General features: G+C 62.7%; 13 protein-coding genes. 5 read left to right on the plus strand and 8 right to left on the minus strand.

Going from position 1 to position 13293, the window contains the following annotated elements; genetic code table 11:
- Positions 1-98: 98 nt before the first annotated feature.
- The 4 genes from JQ863_RS16555 to JQ863_RS16570 are packed head-to-tail and all read right to left on the minus strand — an operon-like array spanning position 99 to position 1645.
- Positions 99-404 (minus strand): urease subunit beta, encoded by a 306-nt coding sequence (locus tag JQ863_RS16555; protein WP_204115438.1) that lies wholly within the window; start codon positions 402-404, stop codon positions 99-101.
- On the minus strand, positions 401-565 hold the full coding sequence (locus JQ863_RS16560; RefSeq protein WP_204115439.1) for a peptidase M23: 165 nt from the start codon (positions 563-565) through the stop codon (positions 401-403). Before JQ863_RS16560 ends, JQ863_RS16555 begins: the two co-directional genes overlap by 4 nt.
- Before the next feature lie 11 nt (positions 566-576).
- Positions 577-879 carry an urease subunit gamma gene (locus tag JQ863_RS16565; protein WP_204115440.1) on the minus strand — a complete coding sequence of 101 codons (303 nt, stop codon included), beginning with the start codon at positions 877-879 and terminating at the stop codon, positions 577-579.
- Position 880: 1 nt separating this feature from the next.
- Positions 881-1645: an urease accessory protein UreD gene (locus JQ863_RS16570; RefSeq protein ID WP_204115441.1), complete on the minus strand. Its 765-nt coding sequence runs from the start codon at positions 1643-1645 to the stop codon at positions 881-883.
- 315 nt (positions 1646-1960) lie between these two features.
- On the opposite strand from JQ863_RS16570, the gene rpe reads away from it, so the two are divergent.
- Positions 1961-2653, plus strand: a complete 693-nt coding sequence (gene rpe, locus JQ863_RS16575; RefSeq protein ID WP_204115442.1) for a ribulose-phosphate 3-epimerase — start codon at positions 1961-1963, stop codon at positions 2651-2653.
- A 17-nt stretch (positions 2654-2670) separates the two neighbouring features.
- On the opposite strand, the gene JQ863_RS16580 is transcribed toward rpe, so the two are convergent.
- The gene (locus JQ863_RS16580; protein ID WP_204115443.1) at positions 2671-3201 is read right to left on the minus strand and encodes an SH3 domain-containing protein; all 531 of its coding nucleotides are present in this window, start codon (positions 3199-3201) and stop codon (positions 2671-2673) included.
- A 111-nt stretch (positions 3202-3312) separates the two neighbouring features.
- Here JQ863_RS16580 and JQ863_RS16585 point away from each other — a divergent pair, with 111 nt between their 5' ends.
- Entirely contained in the window at positions 3313-4299 is a 987-nt protein-coding gene (locus tag JQ863_RS16585; protein ID WP_204115444.1) for a 2-hydroxyacid dehydrogenase, read from the plus strand.
- A gap of 91 nt (positions 4300-4390) precedes the next feature.
- Here the strand turns inward: JQ863_RS16585 and JQ863_RS16590 are convergent, their stop codons facing one another.
- On the minus strand, positions 4391-5386 hold the full coding sequence (locus tag JQ863_RS16590; RefSeq protein WP_204115445.1) for a DUF2125 domain-containing protein: 996 nt from the start codon (positions 5384-5386) through the stop codon (positions 4391-4393).
- Positions 5387-5457: 71 nt separating this feature from the next.
- Here JQ863_RS16590 and JQ863_RS16595 point away from each other — a divergent pair, with 71 nt between their 5' ends.
- The 3 genes from JQ863_RS16595 to JQ863_RS16605 all read left to right on the plus strand — a co-directional run bounded on the left by JQ863_RS16595 (position 5458) and on the right by JQ863_RS16605 (position 9878).
- On the plus strand, positions 5458-5982 hold the full coding sequence (locus JQ863_RS16595) for a gamma-glutamylcyclotransferase (RefSeq protein WP_204115446.1): 525 nt from the start codon (positions 5458-5460) through the stop codon (positions 5980-5982).
- An 83-nt stretch (positions 5983-6065) separates the two neighbouring features.
- Complete coding sequence (locus JQ863_RS16600; protein WP_204115447.1) at positions 6066-7307, plus strand: biopolymer transporter ExbB; 1242 nt, start codon at positions 6066-6068, stop codon at positions 7305-7307.
- A gap of 3 nt (positions 7308-7310) precedes the next feature.
- Positions 7311-9878 (plus strand): peptidoglycan -binding protein, encoded by a 2568-nt coding sequence (locus JQ863_RS16605; RefSeq protein WP_204115448.1) that lies wholly within the window; start codon positions 7311-7313, stop codon positions 9876-9878.
- Positions 9879-9884: 6 nt separating this feature from the next.
- On the opposite strand, the gene JQ863_RS16610 is transcribed toward JQ863_RS16605, so the two are convergent.
- Both JQ863_RS16610 and clpA read right to left on the minus strand, forming a co-directional pair.
- Positions 9885-10835 carry a M23 family metallopeptidase gene (locus tag JQ863_RS16610; RefSeq protein WP_204115449.1) on the minus strand — a complete coding sequence of 317 codons (951 nt, stop codon included), beginning with the start codon at positions 10833-10835 and terminating at the stop codon, positions 9885-9887.
- Positions 10835-13156, minus strand: coding sequence for an ATP-dependent Clp protease ATP-binding subunit ClpA (gene clpA / locus JQ863_RS16615; protein WP_204115450.1), 2322 nt, complete (start codon positions 13154-13156; stop codon positions 10835-10837). Before clpA ends, JQ863_RS16610 begins: the two co-directional genes overlap by 1 nt.
- Between the last annotated feature and the right edge of the window lie 137 nt (positions 13157-13293).

The following is a 13293-nucleotide window of genomic DNA, read 5'->3' on the forward strand; positions in this document are numbered from 1 at the left end:
TGCGTGTGGGTGTGTGCCGGATCGCGGGCGATCCGGTTCGCCCCTGACCCGCCGTGTGGAACGGGTCGGGGGCGAACCTGTGTCGTCGCATGTGGAGTTCACAATGCCCCCATCACTTTCTGATTGAAGCCAAAAATGCGGCGCGCGCCCGAGATCGGGATCAGTGCGACCTCGCGGCGCTGGCCGGGTTCAAACCGCACGGCGGTTCCGGCAGCGATGTCCAACCGGCGGCCAAGCGCGGCGTCGCGGTCGAAGTCCAGCGCCGGGTTGGATTCGGCGAAATGGTAGTGGCTGCCAACCTGGACGGGCCTGTCGCCGGTATTGGCAACCATCAGGGTGATCGCTTCGGCGCTTTCGTTCAGGACAAGATCGCCCTCGGCGGCAATGACCTCTCCGGGGATCATTTGAAGCCCCGGATCACCACCGTCGCAGCGGCGGCAACCAGCGCAGCCGCAAGGAGCGACAGCCAGACCGGGCTGTCGGCATGGGGATGGACATGTGCGCCCTCATGGGCAATCGCGGGGGCGGCGGCAAACAAGAGGGCAAGAACGGAAATCGGACGCATGGGGGTCTCCTTCAGCGGATTGGTTGGTGAACGGTGACAAGCTTGGTGCCATCGGGGAATGTCGCCTCGACCTGCACCTCGTGGATCATTTCGGGGATGCCATCCATACAGTCGTCGCGGGTGATGACCTGCGCGCCCGCCTGCATCAGGTCCGCAACCGAGCGGCCATCCCGCGCGCCCTCGACCACCGTGTCGGTGATTAGCGCAATGGCTTCTGGATGGTTCAGCTTCACGCCACGCGCCAGCCGCTTGCGGGCGACCTCGGCGGCCATGGCGACCAGAAGCTTGTCTTTTTCTCGGGGGGTCAGTTGCATGTCAGAGCATCCATGTTCGTGGCAGGTCGGCGCCGCCCAGAAGGTGCAGCGCCGGGATCAGGGTGGTGCGCAGGTCGTGGCCGTCGGGGGCCAGGATCCGCGCAAAGAGAATATCGGGCGCCAGAAGTGTCGCGCCGCCGGTTTCGGGCAGAAGGGCGCGCAGTTTCGGCAGCATGGTTTCTGCGTCTGGCCGCACCATCAGGACCGAGGCCATAGCTCTTGCAGAACCGCCCGTCGCGGCGCGATCAAGCAAAGCTTGCACGTCGTCCGTCAACCGGGTGCGGTCGGCAAAGATCAGCTTGCCGCCGCGCCGCAGTGTGATGTGGTCGCGGATATGGGCCTGTTGCACCGTTTCGCCCATGGCAAGGCGCCCAAACAGGATCGGTTCGACCATCAGGAAATGCGCATCGTCGGTAAGGTCAATGTCCAGCCTGCGGTCCAGCCGTGCCCCGTCAAAGACAATCGTTTCCTGCGGTAGCCAATGAAGGGTGGCCCCGGTTTCCGCGGCAATTCGGTTGATGACCTGCCCGTCGCGCCCGTCGCCGCTGCGATAGATGCGCTCGGCCGCCTGGCTGGTCACGGTCAGCGCGCTGCCCGGTCCAGCTGTGATCTGCGCCTCAAGGTGATCGCCGCCCGTGACCCCGCCGGATGTATTCAGCATCACCGCCTGCACCACCTCGCGCGGCCCGCGCGGGAACAGCATACGGTAAGACCCCTGTAACCGCAGATCGGCAATTGCCGATCCCGTTCCGACGCGCTTGGTCACCAGCCGCGCAGCGCCGACGGTGCGCGGTTGCGTCTGGACTTGGGTTGACGTGGATATGGCGGCTGCGGTGGAAATGGGGGGGCTCCTTTGATTGTGGTCAGTTTGCACCTGCGCGCGTCAGGGCGTAGCGCTGTACGGGAAAGCCGATGCGCAAGCGCCTTTTTTCAGGGCATTTGCCCGAAGCCTAGGCTAAATGATTAAAAAGAGTGCGCTTGGCGAAAGGTCGCGCATCACCATGCCCACATTGATCTTTCACCCCGTTGCCCTCATGGTCCCGCCAAGCTCGAATCGCGCCACCAGAAGGACAGTTGCCACATGAGTTTTGATCGTTCCGTGAAGATCGCCCCGTCCATCCTGTCGGCCGATTTCGCCAATTTTGGCGCCGAAATTCGCGCCATCGAGGATCAGGGCGCGGACTGGGTGCATGTTGACGTGATGGACGGGCATTTCGTGCCGAACCTGACGTTCGGACCGCCGGCAGTCAAAGCGTTCCGCCCGCATGTGAAGACGTTTATGGACGTGCACCTGATGATCGCGCCGGTTGATCCCTATATTGAGGCTTATGCCGAGGCGGGTGCGGATATGATTACCGCCCATGTCGAGGCCGGGCCGCATATCCACCGCACGCTTCAGGCGATCAAGGCAACGGGCAAGATGGCGGGCGTCTCGCTCAATCCCGGCACGCCGCTGGAAAGCATCGAACACGTGCTGGACCTTGTGGACATGGTGCTGATCATGACCGTGAACCCCGGATTTGGCGGGCAGAAGTTCATTCATTCGGGGGTCGAGAAAACACGCCGCCTGCGCGCGATGATCGGGGATCGTCCGATCCACATCCAGATTGACGGTGGCGTGACCCCCGAAACCGCCCCGCTGGTGGTCGAGGCCGGGGCCGATGTGCTGGTCGCGGGATCGGCGGTGTTCAAGGGCGGGTCGGTCGACAGCCCCGAGGTCTATGGCGAAAACATGCGCGCGATCCGCGATGCGGTGAAGCACCTGTCGGCATAAGCCTAAACTGGCCAGACTTACTCGCGAATCTCGTCCGCGCCGACACCCCAAAGCGCGTCCTTGGGGGCCCAGCCCTTGTAACCGGCGGCATTCAGCTTGCACCAGTCGGCTTCGCATTCCTGAAGCCGCGCGACGACACCCAGTTCCAAATGGGCCACGGCGGGGGTGTTGTCGGCGGGTCGCATGTGCAGCGGCATCATGTCCTTCTGGACGATCACGGTGCGCACCCCGGACAGAAGCGAGTAGTGAATCCAGCCGCCCGCGCCCTCGGAATCCTGCACCCGGCGCCAGTGACCATGCTCTGCCGTGATCTGCAGTGGCATGGAGCGGCGGACAAAAACCCAGTCGATCCGATGGGTCAGCGACGGTCCGCGGCGCACATTGGCCTTGTTTGCCTTCAGCGACACATATCGGGGCAAAGGCAGGTTGGTGACGGGCCCGCGCTGAGACCCGGCAAAGACCGGCGCTGCGCCGAATCCGGCGATGAGAAGGGTCACAACCAACAGAATGGCTGTGCAATGAAATTGCGCGTTCCGCACTTTTTGCATCAGAAAATTACCGACTGCCCGTGAATTTTGTCGCAGGGTTCTTGTGCCCCGTCTGTCACTGGGGCACTGTGCCAGCAACGTGAAGCTTTGGGAAGAATCTGGGAGAGGCGAATGCCAAAGGAACGTCTGAGTGTTGTTGTTACGCGACGCTTGCCGGAAGTGGTCGAAACACGCATGAAAGAGCTTTTTGACGTTTCTCTGCGCGACGATGACACGCCGATGACCCGCTCGGAGCTGATCGAAGCGCTGCAGGAGGCGGACGTGCTGGTGCCGACGCTGACCGACACGATCGACGCCAACCTGATCGCCGCCGCCGGGGACCGGTTGAAGCTGATCGCCAACTACGGTGCCGGGGTCGATCACATCGACGTCGAATCGGCGCGTCAGCGCGGAGTCTTGGTGGCCAACACACCGGGCGTTCTGACCGATGACACCGCTGACATGACCATGGCGCTTTTGCTGGCGGTCACCCGCCGCATCCCCGAGGGGCTGGCCGTCATGAAAACCGGCGGCTGGAACGGCTGGGCACCAACAGCCTTCCTTGGCGGCCGGATCGGTGGGCGTCGCCTGGGGATCCTGGGCATGGGACGAATCGGTCAGGCCGTGGCCCGCCGTGCCCGCGCTTTCGGCATGCAGATCCACTACCACAACCGCCGCCGCCTGCGCCCCGAGATCGAGGATGCGCTTGAGGCGACTTATTGGGAAAGCCTGGACCAGATGGTCGCGCGCATGGATGTGTTGTCGATCAACTGCCCGCACACGCCCTCGACCTTTCATTTGATGAATGCGCGGCGGCTGAAGCTGTTGAAGCCGGACGCTGTCCTGATCAACACGTCGCGGGGCGAGGTGATCGACGAAAACGCGCTGGTACGGATGCTGAAGGCGGGCGAGATCGCGGGGGCGGGGCTGGATGTCTATGAGCATGGCTATGACGCCAACCCGGTGCTGCGCGAACTGGAGAACGTGGTGATGCTGCCGCATATGGGGTCCGCCACGCATGAGGCGCGCACCGAGATGGGCGAGAAGGTCATTATCAATATCAAGACATTCGATGACGGCCACCGGCCGCCTGACCTTGTTGTTCCGGCCATGCTGTGAGCAGGGCAGGGGGCGCTGCCCCCTCGCCGGAAAACGCGCGCGTTTTTCGGCTTCACCCCCGAGGTATTTGCAGCAAGAGGAATGCGCCGGATCAGTGAAGGATCAGCCGGGGCGCCGCACCAAGCGGTACGATGGCGATCCAGATGCGGCCGTTCTTGAAGGTCAGCGGTACGTCGAGGGTCTGGCTGTTACCCGATAGCCCGGCCAGCAGTTCCAGCCCCTTTTCCACCCCGTCCATCACCCCCTCGGGGACCTGACCCGAGGCGCGGGCGAGGGCGACCATCTCGCGCCAGTTTGTCAGGCGGACCGTGACCTCGCCCACCGGGTAGCCCGAGGCATCGACATCGACGGTGCCAGCGGCGGCCAGGTGCAGTTCGCCCCAGGTGGCCTGGGCCTTGTCCAGGTTGATGCGGGTCGGCTGTGGGCGGGCACGTTCGACTGCGAACCGGTCCCATGGCGCGTTGAAGGTTGTTGTCATGTCCAGTTCAAGGGATGACAGGCTGTGCGGCAGTGCCGTCGAGGATGCCTCTCGCAAAAACGCGGGCGGCGTATAGCCTGTGGCAGTGACCGCCAGCCGATAGGTGCTTTGCGCCGGTTCCTGCCGATGCAGCGCAACGTTCACGGTTTCGGCCGCGCTTTGCCAGCCTGCATCGCTGGTCAGGACCGGGGTTTCGGTGACGAAGTTCATCCGTTCAAGCGGCAGGCTGGTCTTGTCGCCCAGAACCAGCGATGCGCGCATATCGCCACTGTCGACCGACACGCGCTGGCCGGGGATGGCAATGGTTTGCTCGTGCGGCCAGACAGCGATCACGTGGTTTGGGCGGTAGCTGAGTGCGAATATCTGGAAAAACGGCGCGGACCACGCCAGACCCGATCGGGGGTCGGCCAGGTCAAGCCCGTCGAAAGTCACGTCGAACCGGTTTGGGAAACCTGCCACCTTCAGTTCATCCACTTCGGCGACCCATCCGTTTTCTGTGCGGTCGGCAAACCACTGACTCCAGGCGCCTTTCAGCGCCTGCGCGCCAAATACCCAGTAGCCTGCCCAGCCAAGGGCCAGAACGATAATCAAGACAAGCAAGCGTTTCACGGCACGGCCCTTTCCTGTTTCGGCGCTTTGGTGTTTAACCCTGCCGGAATCAAAGAACCAGAGGCGGCGCGATGTGGGTGTTCGGATACGGGTCCTTGTTGTGGAACCCCGGTTTTGACTTCGGCGAAAGGGTGATTGCCACGCTTCCCGGCTGGCATCGCAGCTTTTGCATGCGGTCGATCCACCATCGCGGCACCGAGGCCGAACCGGGGCTGGTTCTGGCGCTTGATGCCATGGCGGGAGCGTCCTGCCAGGGGCTGGCGCTGAAGGTCGCGCCGGGTCACGAAGCGCGGACACTGGACTACCTGCGCGAGCGTGAGTTGATATCGTCGGCCTATCTTGAGCGTGTGCTGGATGTCGATCTGGCCGATGGCCGTCGGGTGGAGGCGGTGACATATGTCATCGACCCCGATCATGTGCAGTATTGCCATCTTGAGCTTGAGGAACAGGCGCAGATCATAGCGCAGGCCGTGGGTGGGCGGGGGCCCAACACCGAGTATCTGCACAACACGGCAAGCCATCTGAGCGAATTGGGGATCGAGGATGACGACCTTGCGTGGCTTTCCCGCCGCGTGGCGGAATTGAGCGCGTCATAGGCGCTTGGCAGGTTGACCTGTTGCGCGTAGGCTGATCCGGACCAAAGAACCGACCCAATAACAAAGCGTCAGGATACGTCCAAATGGACCAGCCAGACCTCGAGGCCGAGCTGCATTTCTCGCATCCCATCAGACAGATTGTCATGATGTTAATTGTGCTGGGATTGACCGGGGCCCTGATCTATTTCGCCTTGCCGCGCGTTTTTCCCGTGTTCCAGGCGAACCCGTATCTGAACGGCTTTATCTTCTTTGTCTTTCTGATCGGGGTATTTGCCTGTTTTGCACAAGTGTTGTCGTTGATTTCGTCGGTGCGCTGGATCGAAGGGTTTGCCGGGCAATTGCCTGAGCATGAACAGGTCGTGCCGCCGTCGTTACTGGCGCCGCTGGCGGCATTGCTGCGCAAGCGCGGCGCCCACAGCCAGATCAGCGCGTCTTCGGCCCGATCGATCCTGGATTCCGTGGCGACGCGGATCGACGAAGGGCGTGAAATCACGCGTTACCTGGTCAACATGTTGATTTTCCTCGGGCTTCTGGGGACTTTTTACGGGCTGGCGACGACGGTTCCTGCCGTGGTCGACACCATCCGCAGTCTTGCCCCGCAAGAGGGCGAGGGCGGGGTCGAAGTGTTTTCACGGTTGATGACCGGGCTGGAAAGCCAGCTGGGTGGTATGGGGATCGCCTTCGCCTCATCGCTTTTGGGGCTGGCAGGATCGCTGATCGTCGGCTTGCTGGAACTGTTCGCAGGCCATGGCCAGAACCGATTTTATCGTGAACTTGAGGAATGGCTGTCGTCGATCACCCGGCTTGGCTTTTCCACGGCAGAAAGCGACATTGGCGGCGAACAGCATGCGGTTGCCGGTGTGCTTGACCATATGGCCGAGCAGATGGCGTCGCTGCGCGAGATGTTTCGCGCCTCGGAAGCCGAACGCGCCGTCGTTGATGAGCGGCTGACCGACCTCGCCGCTGCGATCGAACGGATGACCGACCGGATGGAGACGCAGGCTCCGACCACGCACGCGCTGCTCCGCGTCGCCGAGGGGCAGGAACGACTGATCGAAGTGCTTGAGGCGCGCGGCACGGACGAAGGCGACGGGATCGACGCCGAAAGCCGGATGCGGTTGCGGTCGATCGATGTGCAGATGCTGCGCATCCTTGAAGAGATTTCCGCCGGACGGCAGGAATCCATGACGCAGCTGCGAGGCGATCTGGCAACCCTGAACCAGACCTTGACGCAATTGTCCGAATCCGGCCGCCCGCGTGCCATGGGCAAGCTGCGCCGCGCCGTCGAGGGGACGTCATCCCCGAACAGGGACAAGGAGGGCTGATCCATGGCCCTGTCCCGCCGCACGGGTCAAAGGTTTCAGGCCTCGATCTGGCCCGGCTTCGTGGATGCGATGACCGGGCTGTTGCTGGTCCTGATGTTCGTCCTGACGATCTTCATGGTGGTGCAATTCGTCCTGCGAGAGACGATTACGGGACAGGAAACCGAATTGGATGCGCTGTCGGCGGAAGTGGCGGCACTGGCCGAGGCGCTTGGGCTGGAACGCGATCGGACTGCCCGTCTTGAGACAGATTTGGGCAGTGTCAGAGCGACGCTTGCAGATACCCGCGCCGAGGCTGATGAACAGGCCGCGCTGATTGCATCATTGACGGCGGAACGTGCTGCGCAGGACGCCGCGCTTGCCCGCGCCCGCACCGAGATCACCGCATTTGAGGCTCAGGTCGCCGCGCTGATTGCAGAGCGCGACAGCGGGCTTGCAGCCATCGCTGCGCTTGAGGGTGAAAAGGCTGATTTGCTGACCGAGCAAGAGGCGCTGAACACCGCGCTGGCCCTTGCGCGTGACGAAATCGACGAGGCGGCAGAAAACGCCCGCCTTGCTGCCACCCGCCGCGAGGCGCTGGAAGCATTGATTGCCGATTTGCGCCGCGAAAACGCCGAAAATGCCGATGCCAATGCAGCGCTTGCCGCGCGTGTCGAGGGGCTGGAACAGGAACTGACGGCGGAAGAGGCGGAAAAGCTGGCCGAGGCCGCCGCAGCCGAAGCACTCCGTGAACGGCTGAAGAATGCAGATGCGGAGCTGACTGCGATGACATTGGCGCTGGAAGCACAGCGCAAACGTGCCGAAGACACTCTGACGCTTTTGGCTGCTGCGGAAAAGGCGCGGGATGACCTGTCGCAACAGCTGGCCGCGGCACTGTTGGAGGGTGAAACCACCGATGCCGAACTTGCGGCGGCATTGCTGGCGCTGGAGGGGGCCAAGGCGCTGGCAGCGGATCAAGAGGCGGACTTGCGCGCGCTTCGGGCCGAGCTTTCAGCGACGCTTCTGGCCTTGGAAAACGCCCGGATGCAGGCCGAGGGCCGGGGCATTCGAGTGTCGTCGCTCGAGGATGAACTGGCTTCGGCCATGCTTGCGCTGGAACAGGCGCGGGCAGAGCTGGGAACGCGCGACGGTGATATGGCATCGGTTCAGTCGCGGCTGGCCGCGGCTCTGCTGGACCTTGACAGAAACGCCGCCACTATCGCTGAACTTGAGGCGCGGTTGGCGGCTTCGCAAAGCGCTGCTGACGATGCGCAGGCAGCGCTGCAGACTGACCTGAAGCGGCTGGAAGCTCAGCTGGCGGCGGCGCTTGAGGCGAAACTGGCGGCCGAGACCCGGGCAGGGGCCGCAACCGAGGGGCGGCAAGCCGCAGATGAACAGATACTGTCGCTGGAGCAGCAACTGGCCGCCGCACTTGCCGCCCAGAATGAAGCCGAACGCCGTGTTGCCGGGTTCGATGAGCGCGAAGCCGACCTTCTGGAACAGCTTGCTTTGGCCAGGGCCGCCCAGACGTCGGCTGAGAAAGCCCTTGCCGAAAACCGCGACGCGACGGAGTCCCTGTCGGCGCAATTGGCCGAGGCGCTGGCCGCCAAGCGCCGTGCTGAGGAAGCGCTGTCGGCATCCGGCGTGGATGACGCGGACCTGCAGCAACAGCTTGCCGCCGCGCTTGCCGCGAAACTTGCCGCCGAGAACAAGCTGGCGGATCAGGCCGAGGTTGAGCGCCAGTTGGCGGCAGCATTGGCCGCGCGCAAGGCGGCAGAGGCCCAGGCCGAGGCGACATTGACCGAAGCCGAACAGCGCGCCGCGTTGCTTGCGGTTGCCAACCGCAAACTGGCCGAGGAAGAAGCGAAATCCGCAGATGCCGCGCGGCAGGTGGCGCTGCTGAACCAGCAGGTCGCGCAATTGCGCCGACAATTGGGGTCACTTCAGGCTCTGCTCGACGATTCCAAGGCCCGGGACGAGGCCGCGCGGGTTCAGCTTGAATCGCTGGGCACCGAGCTGAACGCCGCCCTTGCCCGCGCCGCCGCAGAAGAGCGCAAGCGCCGCGAGTTGGAAGAAGCCGAGCGTATCCGCCTGCAGGAAGAAGCCGCGCGTCTGAGGGCCGAGGCCGAAAACCTTGAGAAATACCGCTCGGAATTCTTCGGGCAACTGCGCGACGTGCTGGGCCAGCAAGAAGGCGTGCGCATCGTCGGGGACCGGTTTGTGTTCTCGTCCGAGGTGCTGTTCGAAATCGGCAGCGCCACCCTGTCGGACGAGGGCAAGGGAGAGATTGCCAAAGTTGCGGAGATTTTGAAATCTGTGGCAGCGGACATTCCTGCGGGTATCGACTGGGTGTTGCAGGTCGATGGCCATACCGACAGCCAGCCTTTCTTCAGCCCCGGCAAATATGCCGACAACTGGGAGCTCAGCCAGGGGCGGGCCTTGTCCGTGGTGCGGTTCCTGATCGAGGAACTGGGCATCCCGCCAGAGCGTCTGTCGGCAAACGGGTTTGGCGAGTACCAGCCAATCGACCCCGATACCACGCCCGAGGCGCTTGCACGTAATCGCCGGATCGAGTTGAAATTTACCGAGAAGTGATCGGTGTCACCGCAGATCGTGGAAGATACTGGCGGCGCTGATTTCGGCATCGCCGCGCGTCAGAACCGCGTGGCCGTGGTAACCCCCCGTCGGCCAAGGCCCGCGCGCCTTGCGGCCTGACGCCCGGAACAGGCGCGCCTGGGTTTTGTCCAGCTGTATGGTTTGTTCGACGATCACCCCTTCCGGTCCTTCCAGTAACAGGCTCAATTCATCGCCTTTCCGCGCCCCAAAGGCATGTGCGACAAGCACTATCGCGGGTGAGCGCGTGGTGACATCTGTCCCACCGCCATCCTGTTTGACCCTGTCAAAATTCGGGATGTGATCCGATAGGGCCACACCGATGAGACCTCCGGCCTGATACGTGACCGGCTCTGCCCAAAGCGTGCCCTCATCCCCGGCGCCGCATTGCTTGGAATTGGGCGCAAAGGGATCAACCGGCGTACCGTTTTTTCGGATCGTGAAATGCAGGTGCGGAAAGGCCGCCTTGCCGCTTTGACCGATCAGGCCGAGGCGCTCCCCGGCGGCGACCTTTTGCCCGTTTGCAACTGCGATGCTGCCGTTCTGCAAGTGGCAATATTGCGTGACCCAGCCTTGGCCGTGATTGATGACAACCCCGTTGCCGCATTCACGACCCGAGATCGCGGCCTCTGTGCCAGTTGTGAACCCGCTGTCCGGCATGCCGTCGCGCAGCCCGGTCACGATGCCCGCCCGCGCCGCCAGAACCGGCACGCCCCTGTGCATTGCCCGGCGGGTCGGGACAGCGAAATCCGTGCCGGTATGCCCGTCATAGCTCAACGCGCCACAGGTGAAGTCAGCGTAGCCCGGGCCGGGATCGCGATCGACATAGTTCTGGACGAAGCAAGTGACATCGTCGGGGCAGTCAAACGGCCCCCCAAAAAGCGGATCGGCCACCGCATGGGTGGCCGATAGCAAGAGGACGGGCAGAAGCCCGCGCATCATTCAGCGGTCAAAAGTGGTGGTTTCTTGCGACCGGTCAGGCGCGGTTTTTCGGGCCCTTCATAGCTCAGATCCAAAGCGCCATCCTTGACGCCCACCTTGACGACGCCACCCTTGGCCAGGGCGCCGAACAGAAGTTCCTCGGCCAGCGGTTTCTTGATGTGCTCCTGGATCACGCGGCCCAGTGGACGGGCGCCCATCTTGTCGTCATAGCCCTTGTCTGCGATCCATTCCGCCGCCTCGGGGGACAGTTCGATGGTGACGTTGCGGTCCAAAAGCTGGGCTTCCAGTTGCAGCACGAATTTCTCGACCACCTGCATGATGACGTCCTTCGGCAGCGGCGCAAACGAGATCACCGCGTCCAGACGGTTGCGGAATTCGGGCGTGAAGGTGCGTTCGATCGCGGCGGTGTCTTCGCCCTCGCGCCGGTCGCGGCCAAAGCCGATCGCCGCCTTCGCCTGTTCCGCGGCCCCGGCATTCGAGGTCATGATCAGGATCACGTTGCGGAAATCCACCGTGCGGCCGTTGTGATCGGTCAGCGTGCCGTGGTCCATCACCTGCAACAGGATATTATAGACATCCGGGTGCGCCTTCTCGATCTCGTCGAGAAGCAGCACGCAATGCGGGTGTTGGTCGACACCGTCGGTCAGTTGTCCGCCCTGATCAAAGCCGACATAACCCGGAGGTGCCCCGATCAGGCGGCTGACAGCGTGTTTCTCCATGTATTCGGACATGTCGAAGCGCAGGAGTTCTACGCCCAGTGTTGCCGCCAATTGCTTGGCGACTTCGGTCTTGCCGACACCGGTGGGCCCGGCGAACAGATAGTTGCCGATGGGTTTTTCCGGTTCGCGCAGCCCGGCACGGGCCAGCTTGATCGCACTGGACAGGGCATCGATGGCGTCATCCTGCCCGAAGACCACGCGTTTTAGCGATTTCTCGAGGTCCTTCAGCACCTCAGCATCGTTCTTGGACACGTTTTTCGGAGGGATGCGGGCGATCTTGGCGACCACTTCCTCGATCTCTTTGACCCCGATCGACTTGCGCCGTTTCGACGCTGCCACCAGATGTTGTGCCGCGCCTGCCTCGTCGATCACGTCGATCGCCTTGTCCGGCAGTTTGCGGTCGTTCATGTAGCGCGCCGACAGTTCGACGGCGGTCTTGATGGCGTCATTGGTGAATTTGACGCTGTGGTGTTCCTCGAAATAGGGCTTCAACCCCTTCAGGATCTTGACCGTGTCCTCGACCGAAGGTTCGTTCACGTCGATCTTCTGGAACCGGCGCGACAGCGCGCGGTCCTTTTCGAAATGCTGGCGGAACTCCTTGTAGGTCGTGGACCCCATGGTGCGCAGCTTGCCGCCCTGAAGTGCGGGTTTCAGCAGGTTCGAGGCATCCATCGCTCCGCCCGAGGTGGCACCGGCACCGATGACGGTATGGATCTCGTCGATGAACAGCACCGCGTCCTTGTGGTTCTCAAGCTCGGTCACGACCGCCTTGAGCCGTTCCTCAAAGTCGCCGCGATAGCGGGTGCCCGCGAGAAGCGCGCCCATGTCGAGCGAATAGATGGTGGTTTCCGACAGTACCTCTGGCGTGTCGCCAGAGACGATCTTGCGCGCCAGCCCTTCGGCGATAGCGGTTTTCCCGACGCCGGGATCACCGACCAGAAGCGGGTTGTTCTTGCGACGTCGGCACAGCACCTGGATACAGCGTTCAACCTCGTGGTCACGGCCGATCAGCGGGTCGATGTCGCCCGAGCGTGACTTGGCGTTTAGGTCGACGCAATATTTGTCCAGTGCGCTTTCCTTCTTTTCGCCTTCGACGGCTTCCTGCATCTGCTCATCGTCATCCGAGCCGATGACCGGGCGGGCCTCGCCATAGGCGGGGTCTTTGGCGACGCCATGGGCGATGAAATTCACCGCGTCATAGCGGGTCATGTCCTGTTCCTGAAGGAAATAGGCGGCGTTCGATTCCCGCTCGGCGAAGATCGCGACAAGCACGTTTGCCCCGGTCACTTCTGAACGTCCCGAAGATTGCACGTGGATTGCAGCGCGTTGAATGACGCGCTGGAAGGCGGCTGTGGGTGCGGCCTCGGACCCTTCGATATCGGTCACAAGGTTCGACAGGTCGTCCTCGATGAACTCAAGCAGGGTCGTACGCAGCTCGGACACGTCCACGCTGCACGCCTGCAGCACCCGCAGCGCGTCGGGTTCATCCAGAAGCGCCAGCAAAAGGTGTTCAAGCGTCGCAAACTCATGCCGGCGCGCATTGGCAAGCCCGAGTGCGGCATGGATAGCCTGTTCGAGTGTGTTCGAGAATGATGGCACTGCTCACGTGCTCCTTTCATGGATTGGGTCGTCCGGGACGTCGGTCCCCATCGACCATAGTCTCTAATGGTTAAGCTTGGTCTATCTGGGCCGGTCTTCAAGTGTTTTCTGCAAAATTCTGTTCACAATGGCGGATA

This window comes from Shimia biformata (assembly GCF_016888515.1).
Taxonomy (GTDB): Bacteria; Pseudomonadota; Alphaproteobacteria; order Rhodobacterales; family Rhodobacteraceae; genus Shimia_A; species Shimia_A biformata.

Excerpts from the sequence above, each read along its gene's own strand:
- JQ863_RS16555 (WP_204115438.1), bottom strand. The coding sequence starts at position 404 with ATGATCCCCGGAGAGGTCATTGCCGCCGAGGGCGATCTTGTCCTGAAC.
- JQ863_RS16560 (WP_204115439.1), bottom strand. The coding sequence starts at position 565 with ATGCGTCCGATTTCCGTTCTTGCCCTCTTGTTTGCCGCCGCCCCCGCG.
- JQ863_RS16565 (WP_204115440.1), bottom strand. The coding sequence starts at position 879 with ATGCAACTGACCCCCCGAGAAAAAGACAAGCTTCTGGTCGCCATGGCC.
- rpe (WP_204115442.1), top strand. The coding sequence starts at position 1,961 with ATGAGTTTTGATCGTTCCGTGAAGATCGCCCCGTCCATCCTGTCGGCC.
- JQ863_RS16580 (WP_204115443.1), bottom strand. The coding sequence starts at position 3,201 with ATGCAAAAAGTGCGGAACGCGCAATTTCATTGCACAGCCATTCTGTTG.
- JQ863_RS16585 (WP_204115444.1), top strand. The coding sequence starts at position 3,313 with ATGCCAAAGGAACGTCTGAGTGTTGTTGTTACGCGACGCTTGCCGGAA.
- JQ863_RS16595 (WP_204115446.1), top strand. The coding sequence starts at position 5,458 with ATGTGGGTGTTCGGATACGGGTCCTTGTTGTGGAACCCCGGTTTTGAC.
- JQ863_RS16600 (WP_204115447.1), top strand. The coding sequence starts at position 6,066 with ATGGACCAGCCAGACCTCGAGGCCGAGCTGCATTTCTCGCATCCCATC.
- JQ863_RS16605 (WP_204115448.1), top strand. The coding sequence starts at position 7,311 with ATGGCCCTGTCCCGCCGCACGGGTCAAAGGTTTCAGGCCTCGATCTGG.
- JQ863_RS16610 (WP_204115449.1), bottom strand. The coding sequence starts at position 10,835 with ATGCGCGGGCTTCTGCCCGTCCTCTTGCTATCGGCCACCCATGCGGTG.